This window comes from Haloferula helveola (assembly GCF_037076345.1).
GTDB classification, from domain to species: Bacteria; Verrucomicrobiota; Verrucomicrobiia; order Verrucomicrobiales; family Akkermansiaceae; genus Haloferula; species Haloferula helveola.
The window spans coordinates 3947807-3964868 of sequence record NZ_AP024702.1 but is presented as its reverse complement, the minus strand read 5'-3'; the positions used below and the strand labels follow the sequence as shown (position 1 = coordinate 3964868).

The following is a 17062-nucleotide window of genomic DNA, read 5'->3' as shown; positions in this document are numbered from 1 at the left end:
TCACCCGTTCCAGTGGATGGATCGCAACCTTTACACCGTGATCAACCGCACGATTACGGTCAACTACCCGATCAGGTAGTCGATCTTCAGCGGCCGAAACCAACGAGGGGTTGACGTCCGGGGGAGATCGGGAGCGTAGTGTCAAAAGATGAAACTTATGGTGTCAGTTTCCGGCCCGGGCGGCTTCCGCCGCCGGCTCGCACCATCGTCTATCCTGATCTCCCTTCTTGCCCTTTCACCACACCTCGCGTCGGTTACCGCGGCGTTCGGCAAACCGGACCGATCGATCGCCGAGTTGCGGGAAATGGGCGCCGAGGAGCTCGCCGAGCGGCCTCCAATCGATGTCGAGGGCATCGCCTTGACCACCTTGTCGACCGATGGCCGGCGCATCATGCTCTGGCAGGACGGCGTGGCGCTGTTCGCCGATGCAACACGCAATCCGGACGGAGCGGAGAGTGTGTTGCCGGACCGTGAAATCGTTCCCGGCGATCGGCTTCGGGTGACCGGCCACGGGAAGGAAAGCTTTGTCGCTCCGCTCATCGTTCCTTCAAAAATCGAGTGGCTCGGCAGCGGCGACCTGCCCGAAGCCCCCACGGTGGACCTGATCGAGATGTCCAGCGGACGGCTGTCGAGCCAGTGGGTCCGTGTTGAGGGCGTGGTCCAAGCCGTTAAACCCTTTCCCGATCAAAAACGGTTCTGGCTGCTTCAGATCGCCACGCCTCACGGCCGATTCACCGCACGCCTCGAGAAGGAATCGGACGACGCTCCCACGCAGTGGGTCGATGCCGTGGTCGCGGTCCGCGGGGTGTGCCTGCACATCTTCAACCACCGGGGCGAATCCATCGGTCCGCGCCTCCACGTGAACGGCGCCTCGGAAATCACCGTGCTCGAACATCCGCCAAGGGATCCGTTCGCCCTCCCGGACACACCGCTCGACAACCTGCAGCCGTTCACGCCGCACGAGGTGATGCCGCACCGCAAGAAGGTCCGGGGCACGGTAACCTTCTGCCGACCGGGCTCCCACCTTTACATCCAGAACGAGGGGCGCGGCGTGAGGATCGTCACGTCCGACACCACGGTGTTCCACCCCGGCGACCAGGTCGAGGCCGCCGGCTTCGTCGTGCCCGGCGCGCACTTCTCGGAGATCCATCAGGCCATCCTCCGCAAAGTCGACAGCGCCCCGGCGCCGGTTCCTTTGCAGCTCGAAACGCCACTACCCGAACTGATGCGGCTGCCCTTCGAGCAAACCCCCTTCAAGGACCTGCACGGCCGGTTGGTCGAACTCGGAGGTGTGCTCGAGTTGTCGGGCGAGGATGCGGACGGACGCTGGATGTCGCTCGTCAGCGACGGCGTGGCCGCCCAGGTGAGACTGCCTCCGGAAATCCAGGAGATTCCCCGACGAGGCAGCGTGGTCCGGGTCGCGGGCATCTGCGAGTTGGAGTACCCCTCCACCGAGTTGGTCGAAACCTTCACCCTGCCGTCCGGCCTGCGACTCCTACCACGGGGACCGGCCGACCTCACGGTCGTGAAGTCCGCCTCGTGGTGGACGCCGCAGCGGCAGTGGATGGTGGTGGCAATTGTCGGTATCCTGCTGCTCCTTGCCCTGGCATGGGTTCACACCCTCAGACGCCGGGTTTTGGAAAAAGGAGCTGAGCTGGCCGCGGAAATGGGCGGACGGCGCATGGCCGAAGCGCGCGCCGAAGAGCGCACGCGGCTGGCGGAGGAACTGCACGACACGCTTGCCCAGGGATTGACCGGCGTTTCGCTGCAACTCGAAGCCGCCGGCCGCGCGCTCAACCTGCGGCCGACGGAGTCGTCGCGCCACCTCGGGTTGGCCGGACAGATCCTCGCATCCCACCGCGACGAAGTCCGGCGCACTCTCTGGAACCTCCGTTCGGGGCTGCTCGACACCGGCGACCTCCTCGGCTCATTGCGCGCCATCGCCGAAAACCTCTGCCCCGGGACCAAGCCGGTGATTTCCTGCCGCCGCACCGGCGAAGTACTAGATCTCCCGGACAGCGTCGCCCATGCCGTGCTGCGTATCGCCCAGGAAGCGATGAGCAACGCGGTGAAACACGCGTCCGCGGAAAACGTCGAAGCGGCGGTCGAGTTCGGAGCGACTGAAGTGATCCTCACGGTCACGGACGATGGCTGCGGTTTCAAACCGGGCGCCGCCGCGGGTGCGGACCCGGCGCACTTCGGCTTGCAAGGCATGCGCGGCCGCGCCCGCCGGCTCGACGGTCAATTCGAGGTCAACAGCACACCCGGCGAGGGAACCACCGTCCGGGCAACCATCCCCCACCACCGCTCGAACGGAACCGAGCTCTGAGAAAGACCCTACCCATGACAGCCGAAAAACCCATCCGCATCCTCCTCGCCGACGACCATCATGTCGTGCGTCTCGGCCTCGCGTCCCTCTTCGACTTCGAGGCATCGATGGAGATCTGCGGCTTTGCCGAAGACGGCCTGCAGGTGGTCGAGGCCTATCGCGAGCACCACCCGGACGTCGTCCTGATGGATCTGCGGCTACCCGGCATCGACGGCGTGGAGGCGACCCAGCGGATCCGCGACGAGTCTCCGGAGGCACGGATCCTCCTGCTGAGCGCCTTCGACACCGATCAGGACATCAACCGCGCGATCCGCGCCGGCGCGGCGGGCTATCTGGTCAAAAACACCCCGGCCGACGAACTGATCGCCGCGATCCAGGCGGTGCACCGTGGCGAGGAATACTTCACCGAAGAAATCACGGCGCGCATGAACGAGATCCGCAAAGCCGATGATCTTTCCGCCCGGCAGTCAGAAGTGCTCGGGTGGCTTGCCAAGGGACTTACCAACCGCGAGATCGGTGACCAAATGGGCATCAGCGAGGACGGCGTGAAGGCGCACCTGAAAGTCATCTTCACCAAGCTCCACGCCGCCGACCGCACCGAAGCCGTCGCCGTGGCGATCCATCGTGGCTACTTGCGCGAGGAATGAACCATCGGACCATCAACCGCCTTTCCACCCCGGCGAAAACCGCCACCTCTCCCCTATCCTCACACGACAACCCAGCATGAACACCGCACGCAAAGTCATCATCTCGATCTTCGCTCCGATTCTCGTCGGAATCCCGATCCTGAGCTTCGAGTGGAAAGCGAACTACAGCGAATCGGAATTCGGGAGCTCCTGGAACCCGATGCCGTTGTACGAATTCCCCATGGCATGGTGGGGCGTCGCTTTCCTCTCGGCGGTGTTCCTGATGGTTCTCTGGCGAGACAGCAAGGCGTGAGGACCTTCGACCGATTACTCCGCTACGGCGCCGGTGTGACAGTGCTCCGGATCCGCAGGAATTGTCGGTCCGAGGACTCCATGGGTGTCAGCGAGCGGTAGACGACCTTTTCGTAGAAAGCCCCGACCGTGCTCGGGCCCGTGGAGGACTCGGTGCCCGCTCCGGAGACGAAGGAACCCGCGGTCAGGCCACCGGAGGCACTTGTCTCACCTTCGCGCACCGCCATCGGGTCGACCGTGATCCGGTCGAAGATGACCCCGGGATAGTGCAGGCCTCCGTCTTCTATGGTGACGAGTTTCCGGATCGGAAAACTCGACGGGTCATCAGGGAGCGATCCGGCACAGTACTCCTCCTCGTTGGTGGCACCGTCGTTGTCCGGATCGGAATCCATCGCCGCATCGGGACCGACCAGTCCGGCAAAGCCTTCCATGTAAGAGTCGAAACCTCCGTCCGTCACTTTCGAGTAAAAGGTCCCGACGACGCGGGTCCCTCCGACACCCGGAAAACTGCCACCCGGAATCCCGTCGGTATCCATCATGTTGCAGACCATGATGAAGCGTTTGAGTTCGGGGACATAAAGAATGTCCGCATCCTGGATCCGGTGGTTGTCCCAGTCGTCGGTCTCACCCGATCTGGGCGCGAGGGCAACACCGAGATACTCGAACGGCTGGTTGATGTCCGTCGTTGTCCACGCTGTCACCCGGTAAGGGACACCGACGGACTCGCGATCGCAGAAGAGGTAGTAGATACCGTCCACCTTGACGATGGTGGCGTCCCCGACCCCGTAAGTCGTGCCTCCGTCCGGATTCGGGTCGACCGCATGGGTATCGACCAGCGTCCAGCCTCCAAGTCCCGTGGTGGAAGTGTAGTGGGACAATCTCAGGCCGTCGAATCCGTCAGGATAGTTTCCGTTCTCTCCGAAGATGTGGAAAACGCCGTCCTCGTAGAACACTCCGATGTCGTCGCACTGACCGCTGGGAAAGGTGCCGGACTGCGTCCAGTTGCCGCTCGAGGCGGCCAGGTCTCCGGAGTAGGTGTAAACCTTCCCACTCTCATAGAGGTAGTAGGTGCCATCCACCTTGACGGCGTCGTCATACTCGTAATGACCGGCAATGACGTAGGGATCCGCAACCAACTCCCAGTCCGCGCTGTCCCAAGAGAAACTGGTGGCCCGCCAGAGATAGGCACCTGAGGTCTCGTGGCTGACGATGAGGTGGTAGGGATACTCGAGTTCGGGTTCGAAAAAGATCACGGCATCGTGGTTGTTGCCGTGCGTGGTCGAAAAGACCGGCTGGTCGACAGGCCGGTACCACTCGGCCCAGAGCGAACCGGCGCCCGTCGGGAACGGATCGGGTGGCGGCTGGACGGAGATCTCCACACTGCTGGTGGCGAGATTGCCAGCCTTGTCGGCGGTCAGGACGAAGGTCGTCGTTTCGTTCACCGTCACGATCGTGTTCCCCGCACCACCCGTGCTCAGGGCGGCAGCATCGATACCGCCCGGATCGATCGTGAGAGAGTCGTAATTGGAAGCACTCCACGACAAGGTGACCGACGAACCGGCGGGAACATTGGTGACGTCCGCCCCGAACGAAGCGATCTGCGGAATCGATCCCGGATCCTGCCCTGCCAGCACCGCCACCTGCGCTGCGTCGAGCGCCTCGTCATACACCCGCACCTCATCGAGCGACCCGGGATAGAGCCCTTGGCTTCCGTCTTCGTTCGCACCGAAGGCGAAGGCTGTCAGCGCCGTGTTCAGCGCTTGGGTGCCGTTGTTCAGGTTGCCAGCCGCCGAATCCACTTCCACCCCGTCGACGTAAACGACCAGCCCCGTCCCGTCGGATGCGGTGCCGATGGACTCGAGATCAAGCGCACTGCCGTCGTAGACAACCGCCACGTGATACCAAGTGCCGGTCGCGAAGGCGGAGCCGCTGTTATCCGCATCGAAATACACGTTGCCGTTGCCATAACGGATACCGACACGATTGGCGCCTGTTCCGGATTCCGCCACGATATTGAACGCGGTACCGGCGCCGGTGCTGCCGGTTCCAATGAGCCGGAACTGATCGGTCGAGCCGCCAAAACCCGGGGTATTGAACCAGAATGCGATCGTCCGCGCGCTGTTACCACCGATCCCGAAGGTGCTGACACCGGCAGCGACACTGCCGAAGTTTGAGGCTCCAACCCCCGGCTGATATCCCGAGCCGACGAAGCCCGACACGTTGAGATCGCCGCTTCCGACCACGGTGCCGTCATGCCCGTTGCCGGAGGAATCCGCCAGAACCGTCCCGGTGGTTTCCTCGAATTCGTAATGAGCAACGAGGCCGGCCAGCGATTGCGAGGCCAGAACAGCGAAGCACAAGCCAGACACGCGGGTGAGAGAGATCATCGTCATCGTGACGCTCATGAGATTTCGTTGACGGGTTGGGTCGGACGGGGCCTGTCCGTTTCAGGAACGTCTGCGACGCAAGAGCAGCAGGAGACCCAACGCCCCCGCCAGCGTCGCGAATGTCGGTTCGGGAACCGCTGCCAGCGTGGCAATCGCACCCGCACCGAGCGCCTCGTCATAGACGCGGACCTCGTCGAGTAACCCCGGGTAAAACCCCTGGGTGCCGTCTTCGTTCGCACCAAAAGCGAAATCGGTAAGGGCGGTACTCAGGGCTTGGGTGCCGTTGTTCAGATTACCCGCAGCCGTATCCACCTCGACGCCATTGACGTAGAAAACCAGTCCTGTCCCATCCGAGGCGGTGCCGACGGACTCGAGATCGAGCGTGCTCCCGTCGTAGACGACCGCCACATGATACCAGGTGCCGGTCGCGAAAGCGGTCCCGCTGTTGTCCGCATCGAAGTAGACATTGCCGTTACCGTATCGAAGCCCGATGCGGTTGGCTCCGGTCGAGGATTCCGCCACGATATTGAAGGCTGTGCCGGCGCCGGTGCTACCGGTGCCGATCAACCGGTACTGATCCGTCGCCCCACCGAACCCCGAGGTATTGAACCAGAAGGCGATCGTACGGGCGTCATTGCCGCCAATTCCGAAATCGCTTACGCCACCACTGACACTGCCGTAGTCGGAACCGCCCGATCCGGGCTGATACCCCGATCCGACATAGCCGGACACATTGAGATCGCCGCTGCCAATGACCGATCCATCAAATCCGTTTCCTGAGGAATCTCCGATGGAGGTGCCGCTGGTTTCGTCGAATTCGTAGTAAGCGACGAGCGCCGCCTCTGCGGAAACGGCGAGGGAGAGGGCGATGGAGAGAGTCTGGAGGAACTTCATCGGGGTTCTTGACGTCTTGATCCTGCTTGAGGAACAGGACCCAAGAGCGCTGGCACCCGAAGTGTGACTGAAAATCCGAAATCTTTGCCGGACGGTCAGAAAACCGGCGTGAGGATCACTCCGGAGACACCACCCCTCCGTTCCAAATCCCCCTGCTCGTGGCCCGAAACCGAAAGGGTCAGACGGTCGGCGGTAAACGGACTCGGGAATTCCTGAATCATCCGGCTTCCTTCGCCGTCATTCGAGTCCGGAAAGTCTGCCGGCCTAACGTCCTCGCTCCGGCTCTCCAGAATCGAGTCGGGCCGGCCGCCTGATGGATTCCCGGTGTAAGCGGAGACCGGGAGGAACCGGATTCCGGGGTCCTTGGTGTTTCGGAGCAGCCTGACCCGGTAACCGCTGGCACCGAGTTCGTCGAGCCACTCGGACAGGTTCCTGAACTGAATGACGATCCCTCCTCCCTGATCGGGGAGTCCGAGTGAGCGGGCTTCCTGACCGAGATCTCCCCCGCCTTCCGTCCAGGCGGCACCGCAGAGGTGGGTGTGCATGACCGCGGCTTCGTCAGACTTCGCCGGGCCGGCGCTGTAAATGCTGGATCCCACCCAAGCCACCCGGATCGGTGACGAGTGCAACCGGGTGCTGCCGTAGGCCGAACTCGTCGCAGTCCATGCAACTTCGAATGCCAGCGCCGACTCAATGCGTTCGGACTCCGCGAGGTCGGACACAAAGGCGAATCCGAGCGGCTGCCGGATTCCGGGCGTGTAGCGCGAGGCGTCGGCTTTCCCTTTCTCCGGTGTCCACTCGGTCCCTGATGAAATCAGACATTCGCCTTCCGCAGCGTCCACAGCACGGGTGGCATCGTCCGCTTTCATGAACCTTACCTCACCATCGAAGACATCGATCCGCGTGACGGAGGGAGCCGATTGATCGATGCCGAAGGTGGTGCCGAGATCCGTAACCTTTCCACGGGGTACTTGGATCAAGACCGGTTCGCCCTCAAGCTCTGCCCAAAGGCGTCCGGAGATCAAATCGAGTCGCTGAGCGGTGTCTATCCTCAGCTCACCGGGACCTTGGAAGGTGAGCGTGTTGCCATCCGGCGAGCGGATCTCCAAGGCACCGTCCCGGAGACGGAGCGTATCTCCACAATCAATCCACGCGCCGATTTCAGGTGCCGCCCCGAGCCCAGCTCCGTGACGGGCCACCACCTCGAATGCCGGCGGGTGGAGGATGCGCTCGATGACAACATAGCCGACCGAAATCGCGATCATCGCGGCAGCCGCGACACCCAGCTTGCGCCACGGCATCCTGCGGGCCGGTCGGGGTGCTGCCTCCACCACCGCGGGGGTGGCGGAAGTCCCCGGAAACTCCACAAGCCGGCCTTCGATGGAGGCAAGATCCCGTGCCACCGAGCCAAACTGATCCTCCAGCGCACCATGGAGCATCCGCATCTCGGCAAAGTAGCGGAGCGCCACCGGATCCCGCGGCAGCCGGGCATTGAGATGCGCGATATCATCCAGGCTCGCCTCGTGATTCAAGACGCGCTGGACGAGATCGACAAAATCTCGGTCGGGCTGGGGTTCCATCGGCAGCTTCATGGACAAAGAGCGGGATTCGGCAATGTGTGACGGTTTCCTTCAGTCCTCCGGGCGGGATTCGATGCAGGCCTTGAGCGCCTGCCGGATGCGGGAAACGGTCTTTCTTACGGCCGCATGGCTACTCCTCCTTGCATGGGCGAGATCCTTGAGCGAGATGCCCTTGCCATACACTGCCGCCAGCAGCTGGCGCTGTTCCTCCGTCAATTGGGCAAGACATTGTCCGAGCTTCTGAAGACGGGAGTGGGTTTCATCGAAACGCAACACCACCTCCCCGGCGATCAGGTCGAGAGCCTGCTCGGAAAGGTTGACCATCGGACGACGTTTCCGGCTGCGGAAGTAGTTCAGGCTGCGGAACCGGACGACCTGAGCGGCCCACGCCCGGAAGTTCGTCCCGGGGATGTACTTTCCCTGATGGCTGACCAGATACAGGTTGGCGTCCTGCAAGACGTCGGCCACATCGGATGCAGGCACACCGATGGTGCGGATGAGCGCACGGAGGAAGTCCTGCTCGCCCGTCAGCAGATCGCTGAAACCGGCGACCGGGCCGGATTCGGAACCCTGCGAGTATTCCTCTGCACCCATAATCGGACTTCCGGGGATGCTTGCCTCACCAAGGCATGTCAAGCGATCTCGCTCCATCCCGGGCGCCTCGGACTCTTCAGGGAAGCCCTCGCTACGCGGGTTCGTTCACTGCTGATACACCGGGATGTAGCGGTGCGGGGTGCCGAGGATGATGATGGCCATCGGCGTCTTGTGGGGATAGGCCTCCGGCTTCTCTTCGGTGCCCTCGTTCCATGAACCGTCGGGTTTCTGAAGCGAAATCAACGAGTCGCGGATCTGCGGGTACCACTTGGTGTAGTGCTCGTCGCCGGCCTGCACCATCGCCTGCATGGCGTAGTAGTGGGCGTAGTAGTAGTGGCCGATCTCCTTGCGATTGAAGATCTTCGGGCTGTTTTCGAGATAGCGGATGGCGGCCTGCACCCACTCGGTGTCGCGCATGCCGCAGAGCTGCGCGGCGTAAGCGCCGCCACCGGTGCAGGCAAGCGTGCCGCCGCCGTTGCCCTGATAGCCGAATCCTCCGCTCTTCTCATTCCAAACCTGGTCGCGCAGGTAGCTGACGACTCGATCAATCGTCTCGGTCGGCACGAGGATGCCGGCCTGACGCGCGGAGGCGAGCGAGACGAAGACCATCGCGGTGACCGACGTGTCCTGACCACAATCGGGACGTGCGTGATAGCGCCATCCACCGAGCGGACTCTGGGCGCGCAGGATCACCTGCACGGCACGCTCGAGCGCGGTCTGGATCTTCTTGTTGTCCTCGATGTTATTGGTCATGCCCCACAGTTCGGACATCGCGAGCGTGAAGAGCCCGTGCTCATACATGCCGCCCATGTATCCGGTGGGGGACTCCTCGGCCTTCTTGAGCAGGAAGTCCTTGGCTCGATCGAGTGCCGCGCCGTTACGACCGAAGCCGGGGAACTCGCCCTTCACCATGAAGGCCATGAGGCCGAGCGAAGTGCCGGCGATCTCGAAGTTGCCGTCGCCCGAAGTCCACGAACCGTTGGGGTTCTGGGTGGCGAGGAGATACTGCAGGCCCTTCTCGATTGCGAGGTCGGCGACTTCGGTGAGTTCGGGAGCGTCCTCGGATGAGGCGGGTGCCGGCTCGGGGGCGGGCTCGTCCTGCGCGAGCAATGCGGATGGGGCGAGGCAAACGCAGACGGTTGCCGCGATTCCCAGAAGTTGAAGGAGGGGTTTACGGGGCCATGACATTCCTGTCATGGGATTTGAAAAGGTCCAACGACAGGAATGTCGTTGCCCCCTAGGTATGAGCGGGTGGATGGCGGTGGATTTCATTTCGCGACCCTTTCGTAGTAGTTCTTCAGCGTGGCCCGGTACTCGAGCGGCAGCTCGCGGGCGAAGTTCTGGTTGAGCGCGGCGCGGTTTCTGGTGCCGAGGATTTCCCACTCGGACTTCTTGTCCTTAGGCGCCTCGCCACTGACGAAGTCCGAGACGAAACCCACGGTGTCCGATTCGTAAAGATCGTCGGTTTCCGACTCGGTGAGGACGTCCTCGTCGCTCGCAGAGGTTGGCGGCTTCGCGGTGTTGAGGATCAGAGCCTGCTCGATGATGAAGTGACGCAGGGTCTGGTCCGCTGCCGCCTGCGCACGCGCCGCATCCGCCTTGCGCGAGCCGCGAAGCGCATCAGCGATCGGCATCAATTGCTCATGGGCGGCAACCACCATCGGGTGGGTCAACTCGCCTTCCTCCAGTTTGGCTGCGGCGTCGGCAAGCTTCGTCTGCCCCGCGGCGAGTCCGGGCAGATCCTTGTCGGCCGCTCCCTGGGTATCGCGCAGGAGCTGGCGATGTTTGCTGGCCAGATCGAGCGCCGCGATCAGGCGATGGAGTTCCGGCGGGTCGGCATTCGTCACCGAGATGGCCGGCAGGCCGTTGAGCATGGTGATGACGACCAGCAACTGCCCCGAGTTCGCCGCCAGCGACTTCTCGGCGGCAAGCATCGCATCCTCGGCGGGCTGGCCGGACTGAATGAGTTTCACCGCCTCGTTCATGAAAGCGGCGGGAGCTTCGAAGTCGACGGTGAGATCCAGGTCCCCCAGCCTTTCCCGGACCTTTTCGTCCAACTTCTGGAAATCGATCGTGCCCGCGACCTCGGTGAGGATGCGACCGTAGTTCGCAGTGTCCGAAGCAAGCGCCTGCTGCTTGGCAAGTACATCGTCCGCACCGGCATCCTCACGAAGCTGACGCTGGCGGAAGACGAGCAGAGCGGCATCCGACTCGGCTTCGTGGAGGAACTCGACGATCTCGGCCACGTATCCGGTCTGGACCGAGATCTCGGCCACCAGCCCCTGCACCTTGGCCAACGACTCGACCGCAATATCCTGGATCTCGGCGGCGTCTTCGGCATCGCCGTCCTCCATCGCGAGAAGCGCGTCCTCGACATCCGAGGCGGCGAAAACAAGCGGCGTGCCGACATCGAGACGGGCGGCGACGAGATCGAGGCTCGGGGCGATGTCCGTCAGGCATTGCAGGAGGTTCCGCTGCGGAGCGAGCAGCGCTTCGAGCGCATCCTCGTCGGCTTCTTCGGTCGCTTCGATCAGATCGTTCTGCCCGCCAACGATATCGGCCATGCCATCGCTCGCCTTTCCGACCGACTGCTCGAAGCTGATCAGCTGCTGGAGCAGGTTGAGCTGCACCAGTTGTCCTTCGGCGATCTCGCGGGCCTCAGTCAGGGCGGCAGCTGCTTCCTCCTGCGGTTCGAGGGCCTCCTCGGCGAACTTTCCTTTGAGCGCGGCCGACGCCAGCTCCATCGCCTCGGCAACCGCCTCGAGTCGACCGAGCAACGGCAGAGCTTCCTGCGCCGGACCGGCCTCACCTCCGGAGAGATCTTCGCGGAATTGTTCGATGTCCTGCGCGAGCGCTTGCTGGTCCTCCAAAAGAACGGGTGGATTCTTCTCATCGAGGGCCGCTTCCTCGGTCTGTTCAAGGAGTCCGATCTGGCGGGTCTCGAGCTTGTCGAGATATCCGGCTCGGTTGGTTGCATCGGAGACGAGTGCGGAAACCCCGAGCGACTGCTGGGCGAGTTCCGCCGACCAGCGGGTGAGGATGGTATCAAGTTCCTTCAGCGACTCGACCGCTTCGCCCTGCAGGGCCACTGCCTTGTCCTTCGCTCCCGCCTCAAGTTGGCCGATCGCGTCGGTCATGAGCTTCTCGGAGCGGAGCCGCAAGTCGTCGGTAGGCGGAGCGGGTGGCATCGTCAGATCGAACAGCCGGGTCCGCGGTGCAGGAATGGCCGGGAGCGATGCCAGCACCAGCATGTCGCGCAACTCGGCCTGACGGTCTTTCAGTTCCGCTTTCCGCTCTCCGAGTTCCTCCAACTCCGAACAAGTTACCAACAACTCTTCCTGCCCGCTGATCAGGGAATCCAGCTGTTCGCGCAGCTCCCGGATGAGCGCGTATTCGGAGCCGCTGCGCATCGTGAACTCGGCCTCAAGAACCGGGCGGATGAGCGGGTAGTTGGCGGCGGCCGCCTCCGCGGCCTTTCCTTCCCGCGCAAGCTTGGCGGCTTCACGAATTGAATCGGAAAGTCCTCCGGTGCGCAGGTCGTGAATCCGACGGCTGAGCCCAAGCACCGCCAGTGGACGCTTGTCGTAGCGCATCCCCTTCGTCAGCTGGTCGAGGAGCGTGTCGGTCCACTCGGCGACCTCTTCATGTCCATTCGCCAATGCCTCCGCCTGATCCGGGCCGGAAGTGATCAAGCGGAGACGGAGGTCAGCAAGTTGGCGGGAGAACATCCGGGTCTCACGGGCGAAGACTTCGCGGGCAGCGTCGATGTCGCGCTGCAAGACGAGCGCGGCAAGCTCGCGGGCAGCCTTGTTGACCGCCGCCACGGCAGGCTCGGGATCGCGGGTGTCGGAACCCACCTGCTGGCGCAGCAGGTCGGCGGCACGGGCGACGTGATCACCGGCAATCCCGCGCAGGCCGTCGCGCAGGGTGGCGAGCGATTCGCTTTCGACCGCATCGCTGACCTGGTTGGCCGCGAGATCATCGAGAAGCGCCTGAACCTCGTTCGCCGTGGTCACGAGCTGCTCGCGCACCATTTCCTGACGGATGGCCTCGAGCTGGCAGGTCGGAAGATAGCTGTCGGCCCCGGGGTCGAGTGCCAACGTCAGCTCGTGCGCAGCGCGCTCCTGACGATACAGCGTCCGGACCCGGGTGAGCAGACGCTCCATCTGCTTGGTGATCGCAGCGAGATACTCGTCACGCGAAAGGAAGGTGATGCGGCGCGAATCGGTGCGCGCCCGGTAGGGTCCGCCCTCGCCCGGGTATTTGTCGGTCACTTCGACCAAGAACGAAACCGAGTCGCCGACCTGAAGATCCGGTAGCTCCTCGCGGTAGTCCCAGCCGAGCGCTTGCGATCCCTCGCCGCTGCGGACCGGCTCCGCCAGTGTGATCGTCTTCTCCGGCCGCCGGTTCACCCGGTAGGTGATCGTGGTGGTTCCGATGCCGTGATCGTCCTGTGCCCGAACCGCGAGTTCGAGTGGCCGGCCGAGCATCGCGTTGAGGTTCGACTCCGGTGCGGTGAGTTCGACCCGAGGCGCTTGGTCGGAAGCGACCTGGAGGAAATAGCGCGGGCTGGTGAAGTCGAAGCCATGCCCGGCTTCGGTCCACGAAAAGCTGTAGCCGCGAGATGCCGATGCGGCTTCGGAAAGGGTCAGCGTGCGGCCGTCATCACCAATTTCGAGCGGCAGGTCCTCGGCGCCGTCGCGATGAAGCGTCGCTTCCTGGATCGGCGTATCGAGCGTGAGCTTCCAGCGGACCGTCGTTTCCTCGGGCACGGTCAGCGTCAGGGCCTCAACCGTTTCGGTCGGGCGCCCGATGTAGGCGGGATACTCGAGATCCACCTTCACCTCGGCGAGGCGCGGAGCGGGGATCACGCGGACCTGACGCCAGTCGCTGCGGGCATCGCCGGCTTTCACGCGATACGTGAAATCGCGGGAGGCGGAGGCGATTTCGTAAACGCAAACGCCATCGGCAACGTCGAGCTTCAGTTCACGCGGCCGGCCTTCTCCCGTTTGCAATTCCAGTTTGGCCGTGGTTGGCACCGAACCGGACAAACGGATCTCGACCTTGGCGGGTGCACCTTCTTTCACCACTAACTCCTCCGCGCCGGGATCGATCTGGGTTTTCGTCGGATACGCAATCGCCAGCCATGGCGTGAACAGACGACCGAGACCGGCGGCGAGGAAAGGCCCATTGAGGATCGCGAGGATCAGCAGTACCACCGCGAGCCCCGCGGCGATGCGGATCGGCTGCTTGAGATCGCGCAGGTTCACGACCTTTTCCGGTGGCACCTCCTCGGCGGCGGCTTCCGCCTTCCGCTGCGTCAGCTCCCACATCGCGGCCGACGTTCCGGGTGACGCACCGCTCTTCTGGAACTGCACCGCCGTGACCAGCAGGCTGTCCATGCCGCCCTGCGCGTCCTCGATCTCCTTCGCCGTGCGGGTGGCATCGAAGCCGCGCAGTCGTGACCAGCCGTGACGCCATGCCTGACGGCCGGCGACCGCAAGCAGCGCCAGCGCGATCACGGCTCGCGCCCAGCCCGGCAGGAAGGTGAAACGGTCGATGAGAATCAGGACGAGAAACAGCGGCACGAACCAACGGGCGAACGCCAGCAGCCCGCCGACCAGATGCTTCCGTTGCCTGCGCTGCCAGACCGCGCGCAGGCACCGATTCAGGGCGCTGTGGGTGTTCTCGCTCATCAGGTCAAATCGTGTCGTCTCCGCAAAATCCACTCCATGCCCAGCAGGCCGACCAACAACGCGGCGACCCATCCGTTGTCCCACAGCGGACGCTCCGAGCGCACCGTAGTAGTGATCGGTTCCGCATTGACCAAGCTCTTCAGCTTCGGCAGGTCGCGCACACTCAGACACTCGCCGCCCGTGAGTTGGGCGATCCGCTGCAGCCTTTCGAGGCGCATGTTGGTGTCGGCCAGTTCCTCATTCACCACGGACACTTGGAACTCGGTGGTGTTGGAAACCTCCTGATCGTCCTCGTTCGCCTCGAGCCGGTAGCGGCCGGGCACCGGAGCGGTGAAGTAGCCTTCGTACAGACCGGGCGAAGTTCGGTCCGGCTGGAGGCTCACGCGCTCCTTCACGGCATTGCCATCGACACCGTTCACGGTGATTTCGAAGGACGTCTGAACGACCGGCTCGAAGTCCTCATCGAGCACATGGGCGTAAAGGCGGGCCTGTTCGCCGTCGCGATAGATCGAGCGGTCGGTCTCGAGCCGGATCCGCTTGTGCTCGCCCATCAGGCGCGAAAGCGTGAGGAACTGGATGCACTGCGACCAGACACGCCAGTGGTATTTGTCGCCGGTCTTGAAGCGCAGTCGCCACAGACGGTCGGTCGCCAGCGACAGGCACTTGCCGGTGCCGTAGCGGTGCCACGCGACCATCGGGTAGCGCTCCGAACCTCCACTCGCATCCGAAAGGGTCGCCAGCACCGTGGCGCCGGGCTTGGGTCCGAGCAGGGGCGGAAGGTGATCGAGCGGCGCGACCCGGCTCCAGATCCGGTCGTTTTCCTCGGTCTCGTTCTCAAGCACCATCACCATGCTACTACGTCCCTCGGAGGTGAGCACCGGGTAGACCGACTCGGAGGTGAGCTCCCACTCGCCATCCGGATCGAAGCGCACCGGCAGCATCGTCTCGACCGGCGTGTCGACGAACGAGGCAGGCGTGTGCATCGGACCACACAGCACCAGCAGCGATCCGCCGCGGTCGCGGATCAGCTCTTCCAGCAATCCGAGTTCCTCCGGGGTGAAGAAGCCGGCATCGACGTCACCGAGAATGACCAGGTCATACTTGAAGGCGTCCTCACGACGGCTCGGGAAGCGCTCGATGTGCTCGGGGGAGTTTCTCGCGAATTCGGGACCGGCGGACGACGCGATGAAGGTTGTATTGAGCCGCGGGTCGCGTTTGAGGATCGCCGTGAGATAGCGGAACTCCCAGCGGTTGTTGCCCTCGATGTAGAGCACGTTGACCTTCTCGTTGACCACCCGGATGCTGCGCTCGACGACGTTGTTGGCCTCCGAAACCTCGTCGTCGAAGGGCTCGATGGCGACCACGATCCGTGCCGCGCCCTTTTCGTAGAGGTCGACATTGAAATCGATGTCCTCGAACTGCAGGCCACCTTCGAGACGCACCCGCCGCTGCGAGACCTGGCGGTCATTCAAGCGCACGGTGAGCTTCGCAGTCCGCTTCTCGTAGCCCTTCGACAGCAACTGCACCTGGATCGGCACCCGGTCGCCGGAGAAAGCGACCTCCTGCATCACGATATTGCGGATCGAAACGTCGTCGGGTTCGTCGAGACCGATCGGCACCGGAAAGACGGGAATGCCGCGGGCTCCGAGATCCTGCAGCACGGACTCGGTTTGCTGCGACGAGGAGTTGTCGATGCCGTCAGTGAGCAGGACGATCCCGGCCGGCGGCGTGACTCCGGATTTGGCCACGGCTTCGAGCGAGGCCGCGATGGAAGTGACCGGTTCGGCGGCGGCAAGACTGACGAGGTCATCGGCACTGACCGTGCTGGCATCGGCCACCACGTGCGGCGACCCGCCGAAGCTGTGGTAGCTGATGTCGAGCGACTCGCCGAGGTCCTCCATCACCGGTCGGGCACCACCCGTGACGATCCCGCGGGCAAGATCAAGGCGGGAGGCCGAAAGGATCTGCTGACGCTGATCGGCACTGAGCAGCATTGCGACGCGGTCGGGTTCGAGATCCTCATCATCGGTCATACCGAGCGCCGCGGCGGCATCAGCGACGTCCTCCGCGTTCTTGCGCGGGTCCTTCATCGACATGCTCTCCGAGACATCGATGAGGACCGGCAAAGTGCGGGCCTGCGTGTGGGACTCGTTGACCACACCGGTCGGCTCGAACAGCGAGGCGACCACCAGCGTAAGCGCGACGAGGCGCGCCAAGCCGAGCACGACCCGCAACCACAGCGGCAGTCCCCATGGCCGGCGGTAGAGGAAGATGCTGAGCAGCACCACCGCGGCGAAGATCGCAATCATGAGCGGCGTCGACAGCGGACGCGCCCAAAAGAAATCGTCGAATCCGAGGATCATGGGAGAGGAGTGCGCGGGGTTGCGGGTTCCGATTCGTCCCGGCGAAAGCGATCACATGGCGAGGGCAAGCGATCACACTCCCAGCGTGGCGACGGGTCAGAAAACCCCGAAGGGGTTGCAAACCGAAGCCCAGGGTTGACCCGACGTGTCGGGGCTACCCTGGGTGTCCGAACATACAGCCAATTCGAACCCCATCGGGGTTCCGTCCGTCGCCGCGGGTCGGAAAGACACAACCCCGTCGGGGTTGCGAACTTCACGCCCGAAGAACCCGGGGTAGCGGC

The 17062-nt window shown here is 63.5% G+C and carries 10 protein-coding genes; 3 read left to right on the top strand and 7 right to left on the bottom strand.

Translation table 11 applies throughout. The annotated features are described in order from the left end of the window. The first annotated feature begins 148 nt into the window (after positions 1 to 148). From HAHE_RS14855 to HAHE_RS14845, 3 genes are all read left to right on the top strand, one after another. Positions 149 to 2329, top strand: coding sequence for a sensor histidine kinase (locus HAHE_RS14855; RefSeq protein ID WP_338685506.1), 2181 nt, complete (start codon positions 149 to 151; stop codon positions 2327 to 2329). A 14-nt stretch (positions 2330 to 2343) separates the two neighbouring features. Continuing rightward, positions 2344 to 2976 carry a response regulator transcription factor gene (locus tag HAHE_RS14850; protein ID WP_338685504.1) on the top strand — a complete coding sequence of 211 codons (633 nt, stop codon included), beginning with the start codon at positions 2344 to 2346 and terminating at the stop codon, positions 2974 to 2976. A gap of 76 nt (positions 2977 to 3052) precedes the next feature. Continuing rightward, on the top strand, positions 3053 to 3268 hold the full coding sequence (locus tag HAHE_RS14845; protein ID WP_338685503.1) for a hypothetical protein: 216 nt from the start codon (positions 3053 to 3055) through the stop codon (positions 3266 to 3268). Between the two features lie 22 nt (positions 3269 to 3290). On the opposite strand, the gene HAHE_RS14840 is transcribed toward HAHE_RS14845, so the two are convergent. The 7 genes from HAHE_RS14840 to HAHE_RS14810 all read right to left on the bottom strand — a co-directional run bounded on the left by HAHE_RS14840 (position 3291) and on the right by HAHE_RS14810 (position 16781). Beyond that, positions 3291 to 5672, bottom strand: a complete 2382-nt coding sequence (locus HAHE_RS14840) for a LamG-like jellyroll fold domain-containing protein (RefSeq protein ID WP_338685502.1) — start codon at positions 5670 to 5672, stop codon at positions 3291 to 3293. Between the two features lie 42 nt (positions 5673 to 5714). After that, positions 5715 to 6548: a LamG domain-containing protein gene (locus tag HAHE_RS14835; protein ID WP_338685500.1), complete on the bottom strand. Its 834-nt coding sequence runs from the start codon at positions 6546 to 6548 to the stop codon at positions 5715 to 5717. A gap of 95 nt (positions 6549 to 6643) precedes the next feature. Further along, the gene (locus tag HAHE_RS14830; protein ID WP_338685499.1) at positions 6644 to 8140 is read right to left on the bottom strand and encodes a hypothetical protein; all 1497 of its coding nucleotides are present in this window, start codon (positions 8138 to 8140) and stop codon (positions 6644 to 6646) included. Positions 8141 to 8179: 39 nt separating this feature from the next. Next, entirely contained in the window at positions 8180 to 8722 is a 543-nt protein-coding gene (locus HAHE_RS14825) for a sigma-70 family RNA polymerase sigma factor (protein ID WP_338685498.1), read from the bottom strand. Between the two features lie 105 nt (positions 8723 to 8827). Next, positions 8828 to 9910, bottom strand: coding sequence for a prenyltransferase/squalene oxidase repeat-containing protein (locus tag HAHE_RS14820; protein WP_338685497.1), 1083 nt, complete (start codon positions 9908 to 9910; stop codon positions 8828 to 8830). Between the two features lie 80 nt (positions 9911 to 9990). After that, complete coding sequence (locus HAHE_RS14815) at positions 9991 to 14418, bottom strand: hypothetical protein (RefSeq protein WP_338685496.1); 4428 nt, start codon at positions 14416 to 14418, stop codon at positions 9991 to 9993. Beyond that, entirely contained in the window at positions 14418 to 16781 is a 2364-nt protein-coding gene (locus HAHE_RS14810; RefSeq protein ID WP_338685495.1) for an MG2 domain-containing protein, read from the bottom strand. Before HAHE_RS14810 ends, HAHE_RS14815 begins: the two co-directional genes overlap by 1 nt. Between the last annotated feature and the right edge of the window lie 281 nt (positions 16782 to 17062).

Excerpts from the sequence above, each read along its gene's own strand:
- HAHE_RS14840 (WP_338685502.1), bottom strand. The coding sequence starts at position 5,672 with ATGAGCGTCACGATGACGATGATCTCTCTCACCCGCGTGTCTGGCTTG.
- HAHE_RS14845 (WP_338685503.1), top strand. The coding sequence starts at position 3,053 with ATGAACACCGCACGCAAAGTCATCATCTCGATCTTCGCTCCGATTCTC.
- HAHE_RS14855 (WP_338685506.1), top strand. The coding sequence starts at position 149 with ATGAAACTTATGGTGTCAGTTTCCGGCCCGGGCGGCTTCCGCCGCCGG.
- HAHE_RS14835 (WP_338685500.1), bottom strand. The coding sequence starts at position 6,548 with ATGAAGTTCCTCCAGACTCTCTCCATCGCCCTCTCCCTCGCCGTTTCC.
- HAHE_RS14820 (WP_338685497.1), bottom strand. The coding sequence starts at position 9,910 with ATGTCATGGCCCCGTAAACCCCTCCTTCAACTTCTGGGAATCGCGGCA.
- HAHE_RS14830 (WP_338685499.1), bottom strand. The coding sequence starts at position 8,140 with ATGAAGCTGCCGATGGAACCCCAGCCCGACCGAGATTTTGTCGATCTC.
- HAHE_RS14850 (WP_338685504.1), top strand. The coding sequence starts at position 2,344 with ATGACAGCCGAAAAACCCATCCGCATCCTCCTCGCCGACGACCATCAT.
- HAHE_RS14815 (WP_338685496.1), bottom strand. The coding sequence starts at position 14,418 with ATGAGCGAGAACACCCACAGCGCCCTGAATCGGTGCCTGCGCGCGGTC.
- HAHE_RS14825 (WP_338685498.1), bottom strand. The coding sequence starts at position 8,722 with ATGGGTGCAGAGGAATACTCGCAGGGTTCCGAATCCGGCCCGGTCGCC.
- HAHE_RS14810 (WP_338685495.1), bottom strand. The coding sequence starts at position 16,781 with ATGATCCTCGGATTCGACGATTTCTTTTGGGCGCGTCCGCTGTCGACG.